The sequence below is a fragment of the Corynebacterium sp. 239_CJEI genome, assembly GCF_001055995.1.
GTDB lineage: Bacteria > Actinomycetota > Actinomycetes > Mycobacteriales > Mycobacteriaceae > Corynebacterium > Corynebacterium jeikeium_D.
In genome coordinates this window covers 103,060-124,414 of sequence record NZ_JVOW01000007.1, presented here as the reverse complement: position 1 = coordinate 124,414, position 21,355 = coordinate 103,060, and the positions used below count along the sequence as shown (strand labels likewise).

General features: G+C 57.5%; 17 protein-coding genes. 10 read left to right on the top strand and 7 right to left on the bottom strand.

The annotated features are described in order from the left end of the window. Positions 1 to 11: 11 nt before the first annotated feature. On the top strand, positions 12 to 1,643 hold the full coding sequence (locus ADB08_RS02765; protein ID WP_038625400.1) for an ABC-F family ATP-binding cassette domain-containing protein: 1,632 nt from the start codon (positions 12 to 14) through the stop codon (positions 1,641 to 1,643). Here ADB08_RS02765 and ADB08_RS02760 read toward each other — a convergent pair. From ADB08_RS02760 to acnA, 6 genes are all read right to left on the bottom strand, one after another. Continuing rightward, positions 1,640 to 2,398: a response regulator transcription factor gene (locus tag ADB08_RS02760; protein ID WP_239660007.1), complete on the bottom strand. Its 759-nt coding sequence runs from the start codon at positions 2,396 to 2,398 to the stop codon at positions 1,640 to 1,642. The genes ADB08_RS02765 and ADB08_RS02760 overlap by 4 nt on opposite strands. Next, on the bottom strand, positions 2,391 to 4,667 hold the full coding sequence (locus ADB08_RS02755; protein WP_049170602.1) for a sensor histidine kinase: 2,277 nt from the start codon (positions 4,665 to 4,667) through the stop codon (positions 2,391 to 2,393). Before ADB08_RS02755 ends, ADB08_RS02760 begins: the two co-directional genes overlap by 8 nt. A 45-nt stretch (positions 4,668 to 4,712) precedes the next feature. Beyond that, a complete protein-coding gene (locus ADB08_RS02750) occupies positions 4,713 to 5,459 on the bottom strand; it encodes a glutamine amidotransferase (protein ID WP_080969614.1) in 747 nt (248 codons plus the stop codon). Positions 5,460 to 5,507: 48 nt separating this feature from the next. After that, entirely contained in the window at positions 5,508 to 6,257 is a 750-nt protein-coding gene (locus ADB08_RS02745; protein WP_049170598.1) for a glutamine amidotransferase-related protein, read from the bottom strand. A 142-nt stretch (positions 6,258 to 6,399) separates the two neighbouring features. Then, positions 6,400 to 6,966, bottom strand: coding sequence for a TetR/AcrR family transcriptional regulator (locus ADB08_RS02740; RefSeq protein ID WP_016422763.1), 567 nt, complete (start codon positions 6,964 to 6,966; stop codon positions 6,400 to 6,402). Between the two features lie 222 nt (positions 6,967 to 7,188). Then, entirely contained in the window at positions 7,189 to 9,975 is a 2,787-nt protein-coding gene (acnA, locus tag ADB08_RS02735; RefSeq protein WP_080971469.1) for an aconitate hydratase AcnA, read from the bottom strand. A 367-nt stretch (positions 9,976 to 10,342) separates the two neighbouring features. On the opposite strand from acnA, the gene ADB08_RS02730 reads away from it, so the two are divergent. From ADB08_RS02730 to ADB08_RS02705, 6 genes are all read left to right on the top strand, one after another. After that, positions 10,343 to 10,852, top strand: coding sequence for a DUF6676 family protein (locus tag ADB08_RS02730; RefSeq protein WP_038625409.1), 510 nt, complete (start codon positions 10,343 to 10,345; stop codon positions 10,850 to 10,852). Between the two features lie 629 nt (positions 10,853 to 11,481). After that, positions 11,482 to 13,362 (top strand): DIP1281 family NlpC/P60 protein, encoded by a 1,881-nt coding sequence (locus ADB08_RS11685; RefSeq protein WP_049170593.1) that lies wholly within the window; start codon positions 11,482 to 11,484, stop codon positions 13,360 to 13,362. A gap of 54 nt (positions 13,363 to 13,416) precedes the next feature. Continuing rightward, positions 13,417 to 14,421: an AAA family ATPase gene (locus ADB08_RS02720; RefSeq protein ID WP_016422767.1), complete on the top strand. Its 1,005-nt coding sequence runs from the start codon at positions 13,417 to 13,419 to the stop codon at positions 14,419 to 14,421. Further along, positions 14,421 to 15,269 carry a DUF58 domain-containing protein gene (locus ADB08_RS02715; protein WP_016422768.1) on the top strand — a complete coding sequence of 283 codons (849 nt, stop codon included), beginning with the start codon at positions 14,421 to 14,423 and terminating at the stop codon, positions 15,267 to 15,269. Before ADB08_RS02720 ends, ADB08_RS02715 begins: the two co-directional genes overlap by 1 nt. A gap of 115 nt (positions 15,270 to 15,384) precedes the next feature. Beyond that, positions 15,385 to 16,377, top strand: a complete 993-nt coding sequence (locus ADB08_RS02710; RefSeq protein WP_049170590.1) for a VWA domain-containing protein — start codon at positions 15,385 to 15,387, stop codon at positions 16,375 to 16,377. Between the two features lie 119 nt (positions 16,378 to 16,496). After that, positions 16,497 to 17,555 (top strand): ferrochelatase, encoded by a 1,059-nt coding sequence (locus ADB08_RS02705; RefSeq protein ID WP_049170588.1) that lies wholly within the window; start codon positions 16,497 to 16,499, stop codon positions 17,553 to 17,555. Positions 17,556 to 17,595: 40 nt separating this feature from the next. Here the strand turns inward: ADB08_RS02705 and ADB08_RS02700 are convergent, their stop codons facing one another. Beyond that, the gene (locus ADB08_RS02700; protein ID WP_016422771.1) at positions 17,596 to 18,453 is read right to left on the bottom strand and encodes a hypothetical protein; all 858 of its coding nucleotides are present in this window, start codon (positions 18,451 to 18,453) and stop codon (positions 17,596 to 17,598) included. A gap of 65 nt (positions 18,454 to 18,518) precedes the next feature. Between ADB08_RS02700 and ADB08_RS02695 the strand changes: the two genes are divergently transcribed. From ADB08_RS02695 to ADB08_RS02685, 3 genes are all read left to right on the top strand, one after another. Further along, positions 18,519 to 19,373: a DUF3097 domain-containing protein gene (locus ADB08_RS02695; RefSeq protein ID WP_049170585.1), complete on the top strand. Its 855-nt coding sequence runs from the start codon at positions 18,519 to 18,521 to the stop codon at positions 19,371 to 19,373. Between the two features lie 60 nt (positions 19,374 to 19,433). Then, a complete protein-coding gene (locus ADB08_RS02690) occupies positions 19,434 to 19,871 on the top strand; it encodes an NfeD family protein (RefSeq protein WP_042388696.1) in 438 nt (145 codons plus the stop codon). A gap of 91 nt (positions 19,872 to 19,962) precedes the next feature. After that, positions 19,963 to 21,354: an SPFH domain-containing protein gene (locus ADB08_RS02685; RefSeq protein WP_049170583.1), complete on the top strand. Its 1,392-nt coding sequence runs from the start codon at positions 19,963 to 19,965 to the stop codon at positions 21,352 to 21,354. Position 21,355: the final 1 nt, after the last annotated feature.

The following is a 21,355-nucleotide window of genomic DNA, read 5'->3' as shown; positions in this document are numbered from 1 at the left end:
GCTACTCGTTCGTGATTGTGACCCATGACCTTGAAGTCCGAGTCGGCGCCCGTACCCTGCTCACTGCGCCGGGTGAGCAGCTGCGCGTCCAGCCGGGAGACCGGATTGGACTCGTCGGGCGAAATGGTGCTGGCAAAACGACGACTATGCGTATTCTCTCCGGTGAAACTGAACCCTATGGCGGTTCAGTAGTGCGCTCTGGCTCGATTGGTTACCTGCCACAGGACTCGCGCGAGGGCAACATCGACATCTCCGCCCGCGACCGTGTGCTGTCGGCGCGAGGTCTTGACCAAATCCGCCGCAGCATGGATCGCCAACAGGAGATCATGGAGACCGCGACCACTGACACGAAACGCGATGCGGCGATTCGGAAGTTTTCGCGTCTCGAGGAGCGCTACCACGACCTCGGCGGCTACGAGGCGAACGCCGAGGCAGCCCGCATTTGCGACGCGCTGGGGTTGCCGGAGCGCGTACTCGACCAGCCGCTGAAGACGCTTTCGGGTGGTCAGCGCCGCCGCGTCGAGCTTGCGCAGATTCTCTTCGCCGCTACCGAAGGCTCGGGCAAGTCCGCCACGACGCTGCTTCTCGACGAACCGACGAACCACCTCGATGCGGATTCGATTACCTGGCTGCGCGAATTCCTCAGTAAGCATGAGGGCGGCTTGATTATGATTTCGCACGATGTCGAGCTGCTCGAGGCCGTGTGTAACAAAGTCTGGTTCCTCGATGCGGTGCGCGCCGAAGCTGATGTGTACAACATGGGCTGGAAGAACTACCTGTCGGCACGCGCGACCGATGAGGCTCGACGTCGCCGTGAGTTCGCTAACGCGGAGAAGAAAGCCAGCGCACTGCGCAAGCAGGCCGAGAAGCTAGGCGCGAAGGCGACGAAGGCCCGTGCGGCCAAGCAGATGGTGGCTCGTGCTGAGCGCATGATGGACAGTCTCGACGAAGTCCGCGTCGAGGATAAGGTCGCCCACATTTCCTTCCCCGAGCCGGCGCCCTGTGGCAAGACTCCGCTCAACGCCACGGGACTGACCAAGATGTATGGTTCGTTGGAAGTCTTCGCCGGTGTGGATCTTGCGATTGACAAGGGGTCCCGCGTGGTTGTCCTCGGCTTCAATGGCGCTGGTAAGACGACTCTGCTGAAGCTACTCGCCGGTGTGGAGCGCACCGATGGCGAAGGCGGCATTGTCTCCGGCCACGGCCTGCGCATCGGCTATTTCGCCCAGGAGCATGACACGATTGACCCGGACAAGACTGTCTGGGAAAACACGGTCTACGCCTGCCCTGACGTCAACGAGCCGGAACTGCGGAGCCTGCTCGGTGCCTTTATGTTCTCCGGCGACAAGCTGCAGCAGCCAGCGGGAACCCTCTCCGGTGGTGAGAAGACACGTCTGGCGCTGGCGACGCTGGTTAGCTCCCGCGCAAACGTCCTGCTTCTCGACGAGCCCACTAACAACCTCGACCCGCAGTCCCGCGAACAGGTTCTCGATGCACTTCGCACTTACACCGGGGCCGTCGTTCTGGTTACCCACGATCCAGGTGCGGTCAAGGCGCTAGAGCCCGAGCGCGTCATCGTGCTTCCCGACGGCACCGAAGACCTCTGGAGCGACGACTACATGGAAATCGTCGAGCTGGCTTAAGACGGATCCATTGGCCCTGGCAGGTAACCGTCCTGCTGAGCGAGCCTATACATCTCCGACTTGTTAAGGCTGTTCTCGGCCCGGCCAGCTGCCGCATACTTGGCTCGAATACGACCCAAGTAGTCCAACACGGTGTTCGGTGTCAGCCCTGTCATCGACGCGACTCGCTTCGTCGACTCACCGGAGGCGTAAAGCTCCAGTACCTCACGCTGGCGTTCCGACAAATCGACAGAGTCGAGCAGGGGATCAGAGTCAACTACCGATGCCCATTCTGTAGTCAGCGCACCCTTGCCAAGTGCCGCCAGCCGTACTGCAGACACGATTGTCTCCCGGGTTTCCGATTTTTGCACAACCCCCATCACTCCGGTACGCACTGCCTTTCGGACAAGGTATGGGCTTTCAGCTGACGAGAGGATGAGCACGTGATCGGTAACCAATTCCAGCGACAGAACGTTCTGCGCTGGATCTGAATTATCCGCCAGCCGTAGATCCAGCACGACCACATCCAGGCGGTCATCGGTGCCCACATCGGCCAGTAGCTCCGGCACAGTTTGATAACAGCCGACGAGCTCAAAGTCTGGCTCTGCAGAAAGCAGGGTTTCGAGCCCCTGCAGAGTCAAGGCATGATCATCAATCGCAGCAACGCGAAGCAAACGATCCGACTGCACGCTGTAATCTCCGATGTTGTCGGAGTCAATTGCAGCCGAGACGTCAATGGAAGCATTGCTCATTCCCGCAATATTCTCCCTAGTCACGTGACATCACTATCCTCTCACCGGCTTCATCAAACCTTTGCACTCCATTGTCATCAGAAATAGATGCAAATGCACGTCTGCCCGGGGGCAATAGGCGAATTGTTACCGATCCTTCTTCGGCGTTATCGATTGCTTCGAGGAAGTTCGGCATCAACTTGGCCACCGCGGAATCGTCGTCGACAAGCGGAATACGGCGCACATCGGTGCTATCGGAAACGGCCTGCGTGTGATTGCGGTCATCGAGGAGCCGGACATGAACACCTCTTGCGCGGGCATCCCAAACAGCTTGGTGAAGGGACCCAACATTTAGATGCGGCGAACGTAGGACGTCTCGGAGAAGCTGCTCTGTAAGCCGCGCACGCAACTGCAGTCGCGGGGTCGGTTCTTCCAAAACTGCAGCGGCGCTAAAAATGGGGCCGACCCGGCGCTGCAGCCATTCGTAGTTACTCTGGCTGCTAATTTCGTACTCTTTTGCGGCCCCGGCAGCGTACAGCGCACGATTATAATCCTGAATAGACTGCGGAACGGTGCGCATAAAAAAGCGGACCATGATGGACGTCAAAATTCCCGCGACCAACATCACGGAGCGAACTAACAGGTCAACTCCAGAGATACTGATGTGGGTCGTATCCGAGGGGGCAAAGGGGAAGAACTTGAGAAGCTCCACCATGATCGCGCCACCGAGCACTGAATTCAGCGCAACCCAGGGGCGGCCGCGGATGGAGAGCAATGCAGATGCAAAAGAAATTAAGCTAAAGTGCCAGAAATACGACCATTCCAAATTATTTGGAATGGGCTGGTAGAGCCCCACCACAGCTAATACAACGATCGCGACACCAGTTACGATTGCACGGGCTAACGGCAATTGTGAATGGCGGCCATACATAATCAGCCCGAGAAGGCCGATCGCTAATGCCAGACTGATTTGCCCGGCCGCGGTAAATAATTGTCCATTACTGACTAGAACCATGAACAACACGCCGACGATCGCGCCGTAGAACTGCCAGGAAAAAACAATTGACATTCCCATGAGGTCATACAGCGATGTCGTGTGAGCGGAGGAATCGACTACATCTTCCTCTTCCACAGGAGAGGTATTACCGTGCCATTTGAGAATAACCTGAGTACCTTTCCCAGGCTTTGAATTAACGAGAGCATCTCCACCGCGAAGGGCCTCCATTCGCCCTTTAACGCTCAACCGGATACCTGCACGATGCGGGTCAATTCCCTCGGGGTCGAACCCGGTGCCATCGTCACGAAAATCAATGGACACCTCTCCCGAGGCAACACGAATGTGGCATTTCTTTTCCGCTGCGGCACCTGCGTGACGCTTGGCATTATTTGCCACCTCGGTTGCGGCTAATAGGAACGTGTTAGCAACTTCTCCTGGCAGCCGAACTGGACCGCCTTCTTCGCTGGTGTCTAGCGTTACCGAAATGTCGGGGCTCACCGACATCAATTGCGCCCGTACAGCCTCAGCAAAAGCTCTACCGCTTACTGTTTGCCGAGGCGAGAAAAACAGCCCAGTCTGCTCGTCTAGCGAGAAGTCAATCTTAGAGCCCTTACCGATTGCAGACAGTGCGGCCAATACATAGTCATGGACATAGGCGTTGAAGCTGCTCATCGCCTCGCCGCGGACACGCATACGCTCCGCTCTCTCATTGACCTTCCGAGAGTTCTCGTAGGTGAAGTCAATAAGCCTTGCGACGGGTTGTGCAGAGCCTGCAATAATCACAAATGGAAAAGTGTTGATGAGATTGAAACCAACATCCGACAACATGTCGAGCCAAAAAGTGTGTCCCAGCAACCACGAATTAATGACCGCAATAAGTCCGGGAACAAATACCATCACGGACAAACTGATGTGGAGTGGCACTGTCAGAGCAAATGCAGCGAGGGCTAAACCTGAAAATGGGCTATACCAGAGCGCATTTCCAACGAGGTTATGAGGGAGATCCCAATAGGTTGAAACCAACATCAGGAAAACCAACATGATGTACATCGGCACACGCAGTGCGGTAATAAGGCCTCGCCGCGTATTATTAATCACAGCCCAAATCAACAACATATCGCTGAGAATGAATATGAGCAGTGATGCAAAAGGGAACCAGTGGCTCAGAAAGTTTTCAAAGGGGACAGAACGAACAGCCGATTCAACCTGCCACAAAAAGCCGGTGACGGCAATAATAATCGCGCCGGATCGCAGCACAGACATTTCAATTGATGGTGACTGTCCGGCAAGTGCCGAATCGGGATTCCACCTCTCCATGCGACAATCACATTCCTTTTGCTTATTGCCACTAGATAAAACTAATTAGTCTCTACATGCGGTATGGAGCCGAGCGAAATTCTGAAGAATACGCCCACTTCGAGCAACATCCAACTGTCGCGCGGCCGACACCGCTTTAAGATCTGTTCCTGGTAAATAGTAGCCCTCATTTGCGTAAATCTGGAGACGCTGGGCAAATGTGTTGGCATCTAATTCCGGGTGAAACTGCGTCGCATATGCATTGCGGCCCAACCGAAACATCTGTACGGGGCAGTCCTTACCAGTTGCCAACAACGTAGCGTCGCCAGGCAGTTCTTCGATGGCCTCCTTGTGGCCGACGATGGCGTGAAAGTGGGCCGGTAAACCATCAAGAATTGGATCTGATTCGCCATCTGGAGTTGCAGCTACTTCGATTACAGCTGCCTGCTCCCCGTGCTTGCGGGAGACACGGCCATGGCCAGCAGTACCGAGCAGGCCGACGCCATAACAAGCTCCGAAGAAGGGGAAGTCTCGTTCGAGCACTTCTGCCAACAAATCCTCGAACCAGGTCTCGACTTCCTTCTGTAGATAGCTCTTATCGTCATCAGAGGCGTTAAAGGGTCCTCCGCCAACGATTACGCCCGAGTAGTTATCTAGATTCAGATTCCCCGGACGAGACTGTTCCAGGCGAATTTGATGCAACTTTGCCGGCGCCAATGCACACCTCCTGGCAAATGAGAGATGTTCAGCGTGAGCTGCGGCATCTTCGCCGCGTGTGGAAAGCAAGAGGAAGGGCTTGGCGGAGGTAGACATTTGCGGGAACAAATTTCGTGAAAAAGGGAGCTAGAGGGGGGACGGAGACTACTGCACCACTAGCAGGCTCGGATTGGCTGCATGCGTACATACGTGCATAAATCGGGGGATGATTGACGAGACGGCCTGGAGGTCCACATCAGATACCTTTAGTCGAATCGCGTCGACTTCCAACGGGTCAAAGTAACCGACGTCGGTGTAGAAAGACATTCTGCGGAGCAGTCCGTTAGCATTCATCTCCGGATGAAATTGGGTAACCCAGTTATTCGGTCCGATCGAGTACATCTGCACCGGACAGGTTGGACCTGTGGCAAGCAAAGTCGCGTGATTTGGAAGTTCCGCAACGGATTCCTTGTGGCCAGTCAACGCATAAAAAACCGGAGGCAACACCGAAGCTATTGGATCCTGAGTGGCAGCTTCGGTGAGCTCTACCCGGGTAGAACCCGCTACTTCGCCGTGACGCAGGTTAACCAAACCGCCCGAAGTAAAGGCCGTGTAGCTAGCGCCGTAGCAGATAAGCAGTGCGGGGACAGGACTCCTAAGTACGTCGTAAAGCACATCGTGCGAATACTTCTGCAGCCCCGAATGCTCAAGGTCGGTGATGTTAAATGGGCTGCCTCCGACGAATACGCCGTCATAGGAGGTCAGGTCGGGCAACTTAGCGCCGACAGCGTCGATGGTAAACAGATCCAACTGGCTGGGCTCAAGCCCGGTGGAATCCAGAAAGTCCTGGTACTCGGCTTGCCCCGCACCATCTGCGGGGCGGAGCGCCACCAACAAAAACTTACCCACACTCATAAATAGACAGCTTAGTCCATATTGGGTGAAATCTATGCATTGTCACCGGTCAAACGGGGTAAATGCACGGCAGAAAGCCGAAACCCGCTCCCGTATTAGGGGAGCGGGTGGTACGTAACGCTATCAGGCCTAGCCTGAGTGGCTAGTCCTTGCGCCGTAAGCTGTCTTCAACTAAATCAAGCACGGAATCCAATTCGTCGACAGTGCGACCAGATGCCAGACGAACGATGATGCCATCGAGCATCAGCTCGAGAAAAAGCTGCATCGTGCGAACCGAATAATCCGACCGTAGGGAGCCGGATGAGGATGTCTGGGTCAATCGGTGGGCAACAGCGTCATCCAATTGATCCTGATGGCCCAACCATTGGCCCTTAAACTCCGGATCGCTGCGAAGGCGACGGGCAATCTCAAGGCGAGTTCCCAGCCAGCCATGCTTGTCTGGGTTCGCCACGATATCACGCATTACTTCCACTAAGCCGGAAGCCTCCGCGACTTCCGCCATATTTGCGGCATCTTCTTCGGCCAATGCTAAGAACAGACCTTCTTTGGATCCGAAGTGATGGAAAATAGCACCGCGAGACTTACCGGTAGCGGACTCCAGACGAGAGACCGTTGCGCCGTCGTAGCCGAATTCTGCAAAGCACTGCCGAGCGCCGTCGAGAATTTCGTGCCGCCGTTGAGCTAAATCCTGGTTACTCACTTTTGGCATAAGGAAACTCTTTTCTTGCCGGCGACGCCCAGGGACATGTTTCACTGCATGACGTGGCAGCGCCATTCCTATACTTCCCAAGCCTCATTTTGGTTGGGGTAGAGAAACCCGAGGCCGGCAGGGCGCTAGCCCGTGGGGTATGAATCCGCGGGCTAGCGCTACCTACCGGCCTCTAGAAGCGCTGCTTGTAACAAGCCCTAGCGCGCACGAGTCAAAGGGAAACTAGTTGCCCTTGATCATGTTGCGCAGGACGTACTGCAGAATACCGCCGTGGCGGTAGTAGTCAGCCTCACCAGGGGTATCGATGCGGACCACAGCGTCGAAGTCGAAGGACTCGCCGTTTTCCTTGGTAACCGTAACCTTGACGGTCTTCGGGATGGAGCCGTTGTTCAGCTCCTCCAGACCAGCGATGTCGAAGGTCTCAGTGCCATCGATACCCAGGGACTTCCAGGACTCACCCTCCGGGAACTGCAGCGGAACAACGCCCATGCCGATGAGGTTCGAGCGGTGGATACGCTCGAAGGACTCAGCGATAACAGCCTTGACGCCCAGCAGCAGGGTGCCCTTAGCTGCCCAGTCACGGGAGGAACCGGTGCCGTATTCCTTACCACCAACGACGACCAGCGGAGTGCCAGCCTCCTTGTAGTTCATGGCAGCGTCGTAGATGAAGGCCTGCGGGCCACCCTCCTGGGTGAAGTCGCGGGTGTAGCCACCGGTAACACCGTCAAGCAGCTGGTTCTGCAGGCGGATGTTAGCGAAGGTGCCGCGCACCATGACCTCGTGGTTACCACGACGGGAACCCAGGGAGTTGTAGTCCTTGCGCTCAACGCCCATGGAGTCGAGGTACTGAGCAGCCGGGGTGCCCGGCTTAATGGAGGAAGCCGGGGAGATGTGGTCGGTAGTCACCGAGTCACCCAGGGCAGCAAGGACGCGAGCGCCCTTGATGTCGGAAACCGGTGCCGGCTCCATTTCCATCTCGTCGAAGTACGGTGCCTTGCGGATGTAGGAGGACTTGTCGTCCCAAGCGAAGGTCTTGCCCTCCGGGGTCGGCAGGTTCTGCCAGCGCTCGTCACCAGCGAAGACATCCTTGTAGTCCTCGTCGTACAGCTCGGAAGAGATGGAGGCCTCGATGGTTGCTTCGATCTCTTCGGTGGACGGCCAAATGTCGCGCAGGAAGACATCGTTGCCCTCTGCGTCCTGACCCAGGGCGTCGGTTTCAAAGTCGAAGTCCATGGTACCGGCGATCGAGTAGGCGATAACCAGGATCGGGGAGGCCAGGTAGTTCATCTTCACGTCAGGGGAGATGCGGCCTTCGAAGTTACGGTTACCGGACAGAACCGCGGTAGCAGCCAGGTCGGCCTCGTTGATGGCGGAGGAAATCTCAGCCGGCAGCGGACCGGAGTTACCGATACAGGTTGCACAACCGAAGCCGGACAGGTAGAAGCCCAGAGCCTCGAGGTCCTTCCACAGGTCAGCACGCTTGAAGTAGCCGTTAACAACCTGGGAGCCCGGAGCACAAATGGTCTTGACCCACGGCTTAGCCTGCAGACCCTTCTCGACTGCCTTGCGTGCCAACAGACCAGCACCAATCATGACCGACGGGTTGGAGGTGTTGGTACAAGAGGTGATGGAAGCGATAGCGACCATACCGTGGTCGAGCGTGTACTCGCCGCCCTTCGGGGAAGTGACGGTAATCGGGGAGCTCGGGCGACCTTCAGCGCCGTTAGCGGCGGACTCGCCGTGGCCCTCGCGGGACTCGTTGTAGTCTGCGGCCAGCTCGGAGGTCGGTGCGGAAGCCTTGACAGCGCCCTTAATCTCGCCGTCGGAGTAGTTGTGCAGGTCCTTGCGGAACTGCTCCTTGGCGGAAGCCAACTCGATGCGGTCCTGCGGGCGCTTCGGGCCAGCGATGGACGGAACGACGGTGGACAGGTCCAGCTCGAGGTACTCGGAGTACTCAGCCTCCGGAGTGTTCTCGTCCAACCACATGCCCTGAGCCTTGGCGTAAGCCTCGACGCGCTCCAGGGTCTCCTTGTCACGGCCAGTCAGGGCCAGGTACTTGACGGTCTCATCGTCGATCGGGAAGATTGCGGCGGTGGAACCGAACTCTGGCGACATGTTACCGATGGTCGCACGGTTGGCCAGCGGCAGCTTGGAGACGCCAGCGCCGTAGAACTCTACGAACTTGCCGACGACGCCGTGCTGGCGCAGCATATCGGTGACGGTGAGCACAACGTCGGTTGCGGTAACACCCGGCTGAATGTCGCCAGTCAGCTTGAAGCCAACGACGCGCGGAATGAGCATGGAGATTGGCTGGCCAAGCATTGCGGCCTCAGCCTCAATACCACCGACACCCCAGCCCAGGATGCCCAGGCCGTTCTGCATGGTCGTGTGGGAGTCAGTACCAACACAGGTGTCCGGGTATGCCAGGCCGTTGTTCTCGAAGACAACGCGAGCCAGGTACTCGATGTTGACCTGGTGGACAATACCGGTTCCCGGAGGAACAACGCGGAAGTTGGAGAATGCGCCAGTACCCCAACGGAGGAACTTGTAGCGCTCATCATTGCGCTGGTACTCAATTTCGACGTTCTTAGCCAGAGCGTCTTCGCTACCGAAGGCCTCGATGATGACCGAGTGGTCGATGACCATCTCTGCCGGGTTCAGCGGGTTAACCTGATCCGGGTCGCCGCCGAGAGTCTTAACAGCCTCACGCATGGTAGCCAGGTCAACAACACAGGCGACGCCGGTGAAGTCCTGCATAATAACGCGAGCAGGGGTGAACTGAATCTCGATCGACGGATCAGCCGAAGGAACCCAGTTGGCGACAGCCTTGATGTGCTCCTCAGTGATGTTGGCGCCATCTTCGTTGCGCAGCAGGTTCTCACCGAGAACCTTCAACGAGTAAGGCAGCTTCTCCATACCCGGCACAGCATCAAGAGCGAAGTAGTCATAAGACTTGTCTCCGACCTCAAGCTTGCGCAGGGCGTTGAAAGAGTTCTTGCTTTCAGCCACAGTCAGCTCCATTTCTATTCGGGTGAATTGTCGCCTTAGCTGAAGAGACCGGCACTCGAATTTCGGCCCTCCACAAGGCATAGGTGCGATCACGCCGCCCCTTATCAACCAATTAAAGCAATAATCACGATGCGGGGCACACGAGCCCACGCACACGTTTTTAAGGAAGCGTTACCGTCCTTGCATCAACAATAACAGTACGAACGTTCTGTATGTAGATTACCCGCGGCGCGCCGAGTCAAGCTACCCCCGTTCACGTCCAAGACAGGCCATTATAGAGGGGACAAACGAAGCAGCATCTCCGCCAAATTGGGGCGCGTGGAAACCATTCTCACGCAAAACAGGAGCACGATACGGAAGGCAGTTAATGCATACGCCAGCAGATTCACAGGCAGCGAAAGAAACCGTCGAAAAGGCGGTCGCTCAGCTACGCACCGACAACATCGTGACAAATAACCCACAGCTCCGAGAAGCGGTCCAGCCAATTGTCGACGATGCCGCAAATCGGGGGGTTCCCAATTTCAATATCATCTACCTGGATAGCGAGAAGATTTACCCCGTTTCCGAGCAAAAGAATACGGACATCTTTTCCTTTGCTCGCCAAGTGGCAGACCAAGTCGGCGGAACCACTGTTGTGCGCACGCCAGGCAATGTGGCCACCGCATCTGCCGATTTTCCCCGCGCAGCTATTGAACGCGCCGACCACGCAATGATGGAGACCCCTCGAGACTATCCGGCGGGCCTAGATGCCTACTTGCACGAACTTACTAACTACGTCGTTCCATGGACTCTTTACAGCCTGATCGCAGGCGTAGTTATCGTCGCACTCTTCGTTGGACTGACGTTCTACTGGCTACGTACGCGCCCAACCACCTAAGGGGTCGCTTTACGACGGGCACTGAAGCTTATCAGCCCCACCGAGTAGATTCACCGCCCCGGTTTTCCATCCCCAGGCAAGAGATAGGGTAAGTGCCCCACAAACTGGTAGCAGCGAGGAAACCAGGCTCCACCTAAATTGGATAACACTGTTGCAGTCATCGTAATGATGTCAACGACTTTACATAGGTCAAGCATCAACGCTTGACCTTTTTTCATGCGCGTTACCCCGAATAACTACCTGCAATGCTTCGGCACGCCGACAGGCCATCGAATAGTGACATAATTCACACACAAAACTAGGGTTCGACATAACCGCAGGCCACGACGTATAACGAAACGGTTACGAAGCAGGGGACGGTTGGTAATTTTGTTACTTATGTTTTTTTAGAGCTTTTTGACCCGTAAAGTGCTCGGTGATGCCAATAGTGGACTCAAGGGTCCAGTATTGACCAAAGAAAACTCGCGGGAGCGCTGGTGTTGCTTTTGGTCGTTGTTTCGGTTCGGCGTTTCGTGCAGTTCCGCTCAAGACCAGAAGACAACAACAGGAAGATATCCAACGATGGGGAAGTCGCTGGTGTCGGACCTGAGGCGTGAACGCACCCATAGGAGAAATGTAGGAGTAACGCGGTGCCGAGTAATCGCAAAGTCCGTGCATCATATTGGACTCGTCCAATTGCCGGTATTATCACGGCGGGTCTTTTGGCGACGAACACCCAGGTTGCAGTTGCACAGCCACTAAATCCGAGTGACGCCCAGATTCGCCAAGCGCGAGAGGCGGCCTCTAACGCCGAGTCGTACTTGCAGTTCCTGGTCGCCGAGGTGACTTCTAGCGAGCGTCGAGTATCTGACCTCGAGCTACGCATGGGCACTCTCCGCGAGGACGTCAACAAGGCCATGGTGGACCTTGAAAACGCCCGGGATGCCGCTAACCGTGCACGCGACGCGGTCAACGAGGCTCGCGCTCAGCTCGATCGTTCTCGCACTGAGCTCGCTAGTGCACAAAAGCAGTTCGACGAACTGGCACGGACAATCATGCGCCAGGGACGTTCCAGCGGCTCGATTCTTGAGGGCGCGCGAGACGCATCCGACGCTATTAATCGCCTGTCCGCCTTGCGTCGCGAAGCCGACCGTCAAGAGCAGACCGTTGACTCTCTGGATAAGAATCGAACTGAGGCTGCCAACCAGGAGTCGGCACTTCGCAAGAAGAGTGACGAGGCTCAGCAGGCAGAGGCGACTGCAAACCAGCGAAACACCGATGCTCAGAACGCGTACTCCGAGGCAAACCAGGAGCTTCAAAAGGAGCAAGCAGATTACCAGCAGGCTCAAGTTGACCGCGATGCCGCAAAAGCGTCTTTGGACGCAGCCCGTAATGCGGTCAACGAGCTGAACTCCCAGCGCCAGAATTATGAGAACGAGCAGGCCCGCAAGGAAGCGGAAGACGCCGCTGCCAAGAAGGCCGCCGAGGAAGCTGCAGCTAAGACTCGTGCCGAGGCCCAGGCGAACCAGACCGAAGAGGATTCCTCTTCTGAGTCCACAGATGAAAGCAATAGCTCCACTGGTTCTAACAGCTCCACTGGTTCCACTGGTTCTACGAGCTCCACTGGTTCCACTGGTTCTACGAGCTCCACTGGTTCCACTGGTTCTACGAGCTCCACTGGTTCCACTGGTTCTACGAGCTCCACTGGTTCCACTGGTTCTACGAGCTCCACTGGTTCCACTGGTTCTACGAGCTCCACTGGTTCCACTGGTTCTACGAGCTCCACTGGTTCCACTGGTTCTACGAGCTCCACTGGTTCCACTGGTTCTACGAGCTCCACTGGTTCCACTGGTTCTACGAGCTCCACTGGTTCCACTGGTTCTACGAGCTCTACTGGTTCTACGAGCTCCACGGGTTCTAACAGCTCCACTGGCGCTGACAGCTCCACCGGCTCCACCAGTTCCTCTGAGACGACCGAATCTTCGGATTCCTCTGAGTCCACCGATACCTCGGATTCGTCTAGCACCGGCAGCTCGTCGTCAAGCGGCACCCCGGCACAGACTGTGGCGCCGACGAATCCGGAGACCGGTCAGAGCACCTCGGGTTCTTCCAGCCAGAAGGTCGAGACTGTCATCGCACGCGCGATGGGGCAGCTCGGTGTCCCATACGCATGGGGCGGTGGCAACGCCAACGGCCCGACCAAGGGCATCCGTGACGGCGGAGTAGCTGACTCCCACGGCGACTACAACAAGATTGGTTTCGACTGCTCGGGCCTGACTCTGTACGCCTACGCCGCTGTCGGCATTGACCTGCCTCACTACACCGGCTACCAGTACCAGCGCGGAAAGCACTACCCGGCATCTCAGATGAAGCGTGGTGACCTGCTGTTCTGGGGCCCGAATGGTCATGGCCACGTCGCTATCTACCTGGGCGATGGCAAGATGATTGAGGCACCGCAGTCCGGTTCTGTGGTTAAGATCTCGCCAGTCCGTTATAACGGAATGACACCGAACGTTGTCCGCCTCGTCTAGTTTCTAACGACGTGTTCTACAGGTCGGGCGACCGACCTAAAGAAGGGTTTCTCTGTGACCTACCCAACGCCCACTGACCACACGGACCTCGAGCGCGCATACGCGGAGCTGGGGAAGGTCGTGGTTGGCCAGGAGCACCTGATTAAGCAGCTCTTCATCGCGATGCTCGCAGGAGGTCATGTCCTGCTCGAAGGTGTTCCGGGTGTTGCGAAAACTCTGGCAGTGTCTACTTTTGCCACAGTGATGGGTGGGTCCTACTCCCGCATCCAGTTCACTCCGGATTTGGTGCCATCAGATATTGTCGGCACCCGGATTTTCCGCCAGGACACCTCGGAGTTCATTGTCGAGCCCGGCCCGGTCATGTCAAATATCGTGCTCGCTGATGAAATCAACCGCGCACCGGCGAAGGTGCAGTCGGCTCTGCTGGAAGTCATGGCAGAGCACCAGGTGTCCATCGCAGGGGAGTCCACGCCAGTACCGGAGCCGTTTTTGGTTCTGGCCACGCAAAACCCAATCGAAAACCAGGGTGTCTACCCACTGCCGGAGGCCCAGCGGGACCGTTTCCTATTTAAGGTCCTCGTGGGTTACCCCACTCCGGCGGAAGAGCGGGAGATTGTCTACCGCATGGGAGCCACCCCTCCAGTCGCGCAGCAGATTCTCACCCCAGAGAGTGTTCGGGAACTGCAGCGCGCTACCCGCGAAGTCTTTGTCCACCACACACTGATTGACTACATCGTGGCCGTCATCGAACTCACCCGCAATCCGATGCGGGCGGAGTTGAAGGATGTCGACCGCTGGCTTTCCTATGGCGCATCACCGCGTGCAACTCTTGGTGCTGTCGCGGCTGCCCGCGCCCATGCGCTGTTTTCCGGTCGCGACTATGTCGTGCCGGACGATGTGGTCTCCGTGCTTCCCGACGTGCTTCGTCATCGCTTGGTCCTGTCCTATGAGGGCCTGGCCGATGGCGTTACTCCCGAACGGATTATTGACATCGTGTTGTCTCACGTGCGCCTTCCCCAAGGCGCGAGCACTGGCTCCGATGAGGGCACTGCCTCCTAATGTCAGCTCGTGAAGACGATCTTGCACGCGTCCTGGCGTACTTAGAGCTAACTGTTACGCGTAAGCTCAACGGACTTTTGCGCGGCAGCTTTCTCTCCACCGCTACTGGAGATGGCTCTGAGCCGGTTGGCTCCCGCGAATATGTCATCGGCGATGATGTTCGCCAGATGAACTGGGCAGTGACAGCCCGCACTGGAGTGCCGCACGTTCGCACCTCCGAGGCCGAGCGTGAGCTGGAGTGCTGGATCGTCGCCGAACCCGCCGCACGTCTGTCCACGGGATTGGCCGATACCACCAAACGACATCTGCTCACCGCCGCTGCCGGCGCTGTGACGATGCTTAACGACGCCCCGGGGTCCCGAACTGGATTAATCGCCGGTGGCACTCCAGTGCCCGCGGGCCAGGGCCGTGCCCACAGCTTGATGCTGCTCAAGCAGTTGGCTGACGCGACTGCTGAGCATAACCTCGCAGCGGATATTGACACAGTAATGACTCAGGCTCCGCGCGCTGGGCTGTTGGTTGTCATCTCGGATTTCCTTGGATCACTCGATTGGGCGCGCCCGCTGCGCGTTGCCTCGGCCTCGACAGAGATTATGGCGATTCGCCTGGTAGATCCAGCCGATGAAGCCTTACCCGGCGAAGGCCCGGTGGTCATGGCGGATTCCGCAACCGGCGAGACCATTGAACTCAACATCAACGACAAGACCCGCGCCGAGTATGCAGCTCAGGCTCGTGCCCACCACGAGCGTGTAATCAATGAACTGCGCAAATGCCGTGCTCGCGTTATTACCTTGCGTACGGATTCCGATTGGGTACTGGATTTTGCTCGACAAATTGGCCAACATTAGCGTCTGAGTAACCGCTTGTTAGTGCTATCTCTTTTGGGCCACCGACTAACCGGCTATAGCCACTGGTTTATACGCGACTGTTTAGGCGACTGGATGTGAGGAAACTGATACCGCGATGACGTTCCTAAACTCAACTTTTGCGCACCCAGGGTGGCTGCTCGCACTCGCTCTGCCTCTAGTGGCAGCCGTGGCCTATTGGATCAGCACTAAGCAGCGAAAGCAACGTGCCATTGCCTTTGGCAACTTCACCATCGTTGGATCACTAGGGAATAAGTCGTCGGCACGCCTGCGCCATGTCGTAGCTATCAGTGCGCTGTTGTCACTTGTTCTGGTCATCATTTCATTAGCTGGTCCGATTTCGGAGACCAAAGTCGCCCGCAACCGAGCGACGGTCATGCTGGTGGTCGACGTTTCGCTGTCCATGTCGGCCACAGATGTTGCGCCCGACCGCATCACTGCAGCTAAAGAAGCCGGCCAAGAGTTCGTGGAGAACCTTCCCGACGACCTCAATATCGGCCTGGTGACGTTCTCTGGTCGCGCTCGCACTGCTGTCAGCCCGACTACCAACCATGACACCGTGAATCGAGCGCTCCAGGCTGCTGAGTTAGATCAGGCGACTGCGACCGGTGATGCCATCGCAGCCGCGCTCGATGCCATCAATCAGTTCAGCGACTCAGTTCAGGGCGGGGGAGAAGGCGCCCCACCAGCTACAATTGTGCTGCTTTCCGACGGCAAACAGACCGTCCCACAAGAGCTCGACGATCCCCGCGGCGCGTATACCGCGGCCGCCGAAGCCGCCAAGACCGGGGTGCCTGTCAACACGATTTCGTTCGGTACCGCGCAAGGCGCAATCACGGTTCAGGGCGAATTGATTCCAGTGCCTAACGACGACGATTCGCTGCGAGAAATCGCCCGTCGAACAAAAGGTGAGTTCTTCAGCGCTGGCTCCCTCGAGCAGCTCCGCGATGCCTATGGCTCACTGGAAGATGACATCGGTTACGAACTCAAGCGGGCCGAGAATCCGAGGCCCTATCTGATCGCAGCCTTCGCGATGCTGCTAGTGACCGTGGGCTCACTGCTTGTGACCAATCGTCGAATTCCGCAGTAGGGCTGGGTTAGGGTGCCGTCGTAAAGCGATTTGTATGGAACCCGATTGGCAGGAGACGCCGGGGGCATTGAGCAGTCGTCTTATGGAGTCCTCAGACTGCGCTACTAACATGATTAGCTATGTCTTCTGATAATTTTGACGCTATTTTGCTGTTGTCTTTCGGCGGTCCCGAAAAGATGGCCGATGTGCGTCCCTTCCTGGAGAATGTCACCCGCGGCCGCGGAATTCCGCCGGAGAGGTTGGACGAAGTCGGTGCACACTACGCGCACTTTGGCGGTAAGTCCCCGCTCAACGATTTAAACCGCGAAATTGTCTCCAACCTTAAGGCTGAGCTCACTCGCCGTGGCTATGACTTGCCTGTTTATTTCGGCAATCGCAATTGGCATCCGATGGCTGAAGACACCGCGGCAAAGATGGCTGATGACGGTGTTAAGCGAGCGCTCGTTTTCGCCACTAGCGCCTGGGGCGGCTACTCCGGCTGCCGCCAGTATCACGAAGACATTGCTCGGATGCGCGAATCTCTGGGCGACCGTGCTTTTGACATGGAGAAAATCCGGAGCTTCTACGATCATCCGCTCTTTATAAAAGCCTATGCAGACGCAGTGCGTGAGGCGTTTGCCAAGCTACCGGATGACCGCCGTGAGGACACCCGGCTTATTTTCACCGCTCACTCTATTCCGGTCTCTGCGGACAAGGCATCCGGGCCGGTAGAGCTCGGCGGAAATCTTTACTCCCGCCAGGTCAACGAAGCAGCACGGCTCGTCGCCGACGCAGTGGGTATCACCGACTTTGACGTCGTCTGGCAGTCCCGCTCTGGCCCGGAGCACGTGCCGTGGTTGGAGCCTGACATCGTCGACCACGTTGAAGCGAAGGTCGCCAACGGCCTCCGATCCGCAATAGTGTGCCCGATTGGCTTCATCTCGGATCATGTTGAGGTCGCCTGGGATTTGGATGCTGAGCTTCAGGATGAAATGGCTCATCACGACATCGTCATCGAGCGGGTCGCAACGCCTGGTCCGACGGCTACTTTCACCGACATGCTCGTGGAGCTCATCGAAGAGCGCATCGCAGATGTCAAGCCCCGCCGTCTGGGAAGTGAACCGCTACTCGGCTCGGCCTGCAACGGCGCCCCCTGCGCCGCATCCTGTTGTACCCCGGCAAAGCGCCGCCCACACTGATTCCTTTGGCGGCAATGGGGCCGCGGGGCAAGGCAAATCCCTAGCGAGTCCACTCCTGAATCGCGTATTCCACCGCGCTCATCCGCGCCTGCCGAATCTTCCGCCACAGCGGGATGAGCTGCGCATCAAACGCGGCGCTGCCGTGCCCCGACTCGCTGCCCTGTGCCACCGCCAGAATCGACGACACCCGATCAGCTCTGGCGAGCACTCCCAGTGCACGGCGTGGCACATCATCCGGCACAAAGGCCATGTCCAGGTGGTCATCGAGCATGCCGACCATCAGCCGGGGATCCACTTTCGGGGCACCACTGCTTGACGACGTCAGCGGTGAACGCGGCATCGCCGCAATCGTGGCAGCCGCAACCCGCGCCGCATCTGCCAGCTGTAAATCCGCCTCGCCAGGGGAGAGATAGGCCGGCTCGGGAATGTGGCCTTCCAGTGTGTACCAATGCCACTGCGGTAGGCCTGGCACCGGCGTTGTCACTGGTATGAGCACATGGTTCCAGCCCGGCTCCGCATCCGCAATCACAATGGCCGAGCCTGCTGCGCGTGCAGCTTCAGCGGCGTCGGTTCCCGCAGGCAGTGCAGGTGCATCACCGGGCCCGGAGAGAATGAGGCGGACGAGGGGACGGTGGTCACTGTGCCAATCTCCCGCTTCAGTAACCGCTCGAAGAAGGCGGAGCATGTCGCTTCGATCGAGATCAGCGTCGCAATCGATGACATTCGGAACCGTGGCGTCGGCAAGCACGAACGTCCCCGGAACTGACGTGGGTCCGCCGAGCGAGTCTAGCGCGTCGAGGAGATGATCGTAGTTTTCCAAACCCGACAACCACGCGCCCAGCCAAAGGGCGATGTGCTGAGTTGGACTCCAGACCTGGTCGAGAACACTGCGCTGCATAGTGCAGCTCATCCTAGTGCAGCGTGTCGTTGGTCCCGTAACCGATGCTGTTAATCTCAGTACCCATGAGCTTTCAAGACCCGTACCGCAATCAGGACGTGTTCGCTGGCGCACGTGGCCACCGCCGCCGTATCCCACAGCCGGCACGCGAGGTGACAGCAGAAAATGGTGTTGTCGTCGAGGCGTCCTATGACGGATTCGTCGGTGCAATTATCGGGTTGGAGAAAACTTTCGACGGCTGGTGCGTCCGGCTGGAGGGCCGCCACGGCAAGTCTCGGCTGTTTCCCATGCACGAGCGCGGTTTTCTCATCGACGGCAAACCTGTGACTCTGGTGCGTCCGAAAGCACAACCCAAAAAGCCCTCGCAGGATCTGTCGGCATCGGGCTCGCGCAAGGTCCACAACGTCAAGGCCAAGGTTGCTCTCCCCAGCCGTATCTGGGTCGAGGGTATTCATGACGCGGCAATCGTCGAGAAGGTGTGGGGCCACGATCTGCGTGTTGAGGGCGTAGTCGTGGAGTATCTGGAGGGCTTGGACAACCTTCCAGAACGCTTGGCCGAATTTGGTCCGGGTCCGAAGCGCCGCGTCGGAGTCCTGGCAGACCACTTGGTGGAGGGCAGTAAGGAAAGCCGCATGACTCAGCAGCTCGGCCCGCACGTGATGGTCACAGGCCACCCGTTTATCGATGTCTGGCAAGCGGTCAAACCCTCGTCGGTAGGCATCGAGGCATGGCCGGAAGTTCCCTACGGGGAGGACTGGAAGACAGGAATCTGCCGTCGCTTGGGCTGGGGAGACGACCCCAAGGAGGGCTGGCGACGTGTCTACGCAGGTGTACACACCTACCGTGATCTGGAGTCAGATTTGATTGGCGCAGTTGAGCGCCTGGTCGACTTCGTAACTGAGCCACATATGCAGTACTGACCCCGGAATACTGGCTCCACTCGCCCCACATTTGTTCTGCAAAGTAGGTAGGGTGAGGGCGTGATTCCTCTCCTTTGGCTCGGAGCAAGCCTCCTACTGGTTCTCGGTGAACTCGCAGTCGGAGATTTAGCACTGTTAATGCTCGGAGGTGGTGCACTGGCAGCGTCCGGTGCGAGCCAGCTTGGAGCGCCGCTTTGGCTATCAGTGGTTATCTTCGCCGTTGTGTCCGCCGCACTTGTGCTGACAGTTCGCCCTGTGTTGCGCAAAAAGATGGCAAAACCGGACAAGTCCGCCGAACTGGAGTCGCGTCCGGAACTGCTAGCGGGCCGTCATGCTGAGGTCATCGAGCCAGTTTCTTCGTCAGCGGGTCTGATTAAGGTCAACGGCGAGTTGTGGAGCGCGCGCAGTCTTCTGACTGCGCAGACCTTCGATGCGAAGGAAAGAGTCACGATTGTAGAGATTTCGGGCAATACCGCAGTAGTGGACAAGCTGCTCTGAGCAGTCAACTCACTTAAAGGGCGCTCGGAGCACTCTTAGTTACTGACCATCAAATAACTGACCACACAGTTTCTAGCTACGAGGGAATTCCATGGAAGGCTTTATCATCCTCGTCGTTTTCATTCTCGTGGTTGTTACCTTGGTTCTCAAAGCGATTGTGCTGGTCCCTCAGGGTGAAGCGGCAATCGTAGAGCGACTGGGACGATACACGCAGACACTGAATAGCGGCCTGAACTTCATCATCCCGATTATTGACCGAGTGCGCGAGAAGGTTGATACCCGTGAGCGTATGGTTACCTTTCCGCCACAGGCAGTGATCACCGAAGACAACCTGACTGTGGCTATCGATACCGTCGTGACATTCCAGGTCAACGAACCGGATCGGGCGATTTACGGTATCGACGACTACATCTTCGGCGTCGAACAGATCACTACCGCAACGCTTCGCGACGTCGTGGGTGGTCTGACCCTGGAAGAGACACTGACTTCCCGTGACTACATCAACCGCCGTCTGCGCGGCGAGCTGGACGAGGCGACTGCCAAATGGGGTCTTCGTATTGCTCGTGTGGAGCTGAAGGCTATTGAGCCGCCACCGTCGATTCAGCAGTCGATGGAAAAGCAGATGAAGGCCGATCGCGAGAAGCGCGCCATGATTCTGACTGCGGAAGGTACCCGCGAAGCCGATATTAAAACTGCTGAGGGCCGTAAGCAGGCACAGATTCTGGCCGCCGAGGGTAACAAGCACGCAGCAATTTTGGCTGCTGAAGCTGAGCGTCAGGCAACCATTCTGCGCGCTGAGGGTACTCGCGCCGCTACCTACCTTGAGGCACAGGGTAATGCTCGCGCTATCCAGAAAGTCAACGCCGCTGTCAAGGCTTCACAGTTGACACCTGAGATTCTTGCCTGGCAGTACCTGGAGAAGCTACCTGAGCTGGCAAATAAGGACGGCAATACTGTTTGGATGATTCCGTCGCAGTTCGGTGACAGCCTCGAGAGCTTCGCTAGGGCTTTTGGCAAGAAGGATGCCGACGGTGTCTTCCGCTATGAGCCTCCGGCCGTGAGCCGAGAGACCAAGGAAGAAGCTGAGCAGGGCCGCGATGAGAACTGGTTCGACATGTCGACCAACCCGGAGTTGGCTCGTGCGGTTGCCGCGGCGAACGAGGTCGCTAACCGCCCGGTTGATGATCCGGTAACTGCAGCAGCTGGTAATACCCCTGAGAGGAAGAAGAACCGCCGCGCTGAGTCGACTCAGCCCGCTCAGCCTGAACAGTTGGGTGGCCAGAACCGCCCGGCAGCGGTTGAACCTGCGACACCGGCTGCACCGGCCGCGCCCGCTGCGCCGTCAGTTCCCTCCGGCAAACGTGACCTGCCCTCGGCTCCTGGTACCGGTAATACCAATGCAGGCGGCGGTGCACACTCCACCGATCGTCCAGATTTTTCAGGATGGTCACGTGACCCTTACGCCCCAGAAAATGGGCAGTAAG

What these genes read in the sequence shown, in the direction of transcription:
- ADB08_RS02755 (WP_049170602.1), bottom strand. Translation starts at nt 4,667, where the DNA reads ATGGAGAGGTGGAATCCCGATTCGGCACTTGCCGGACAGTCACCATCA.
- ADB08_RS02750 (WP_080969614.1), bottom strand. Translation starts at nt 5,459, where the DNA reads ATGTCTACCTCCGCCAAGCCCTTCCTCTTGCTTTCCACACGCGGCGAA.
- ADB08_RS02745 (WP_049170598.1), bottom strand. Translation starts at nt 6,257, where the DNA reads ATGAGTGTGGGTAAGTTTTTGTTGGTGGCGCTCCGCCCCGCAGATGGT.
- ADB08_RS02740 (WP_016422763.1), bottom strand. Translation starts at nt 6,966, where the DNA reads ATGCCAAAAGTGAGTAACCAGGATTTAGCTCAACGGCGGCACGAAATT.
- ADB08_RS02730 (WP_038625409.1), top strand. Translation starts at nt 10,343, where the DNA reads ATGCATACGCCAGCAGATTCACAGGCAGCGAAAGAAACCGTCGAAAAG.
- ADB08_RS02715 (WP_016422768.1), top strand. Translation starts at nt 14,421, where the DNA reads ATGTCAGCTCGTGAAGACGATCTTGCACGCGTCCTGGCGTACTTAGAG.
- ADB08_RS02710 (WP_049170590.1), top strand. Translation starts at nt 15,385, where the DNA reads ATGACGTTCCTAAACTCAACTTTTGCGCACCCAGGGTGGCTGCTCGCA.
- ADB08_RS02705 (WP_049170588.1), top strand. Translation starts at nt 16,497, where the DNA reads ATGTCTTCTGATAATTTTGACGCTATTTTGCTGTTGTCTTTCGGCGGT.
- ADB08_RS02700 (WP_016422771.1), bottom strand. Translation starts at nt 18,453, where the DNA reads ATGCAGCGCAGTGTTCTCGACCAGGTCTGGAGTCCAACTCAGCACATC.
- ADB08_RS02695 (WP_049170585.1), top strand. Translation starts at nt 18,519, where the DNA reads ATGAGCTTTCAAGACCCGTACCGCAATCAGGACGTGTTCGCTGGCGCA.
- ADB08_RS02685 (WP_049170583.1), top strand. Translation starts at nt 19,963, where the DNA reads ATGGAAGGCTTTATCATCCTCGTCGTTTTCATTCTCGTGGTTGTTACC.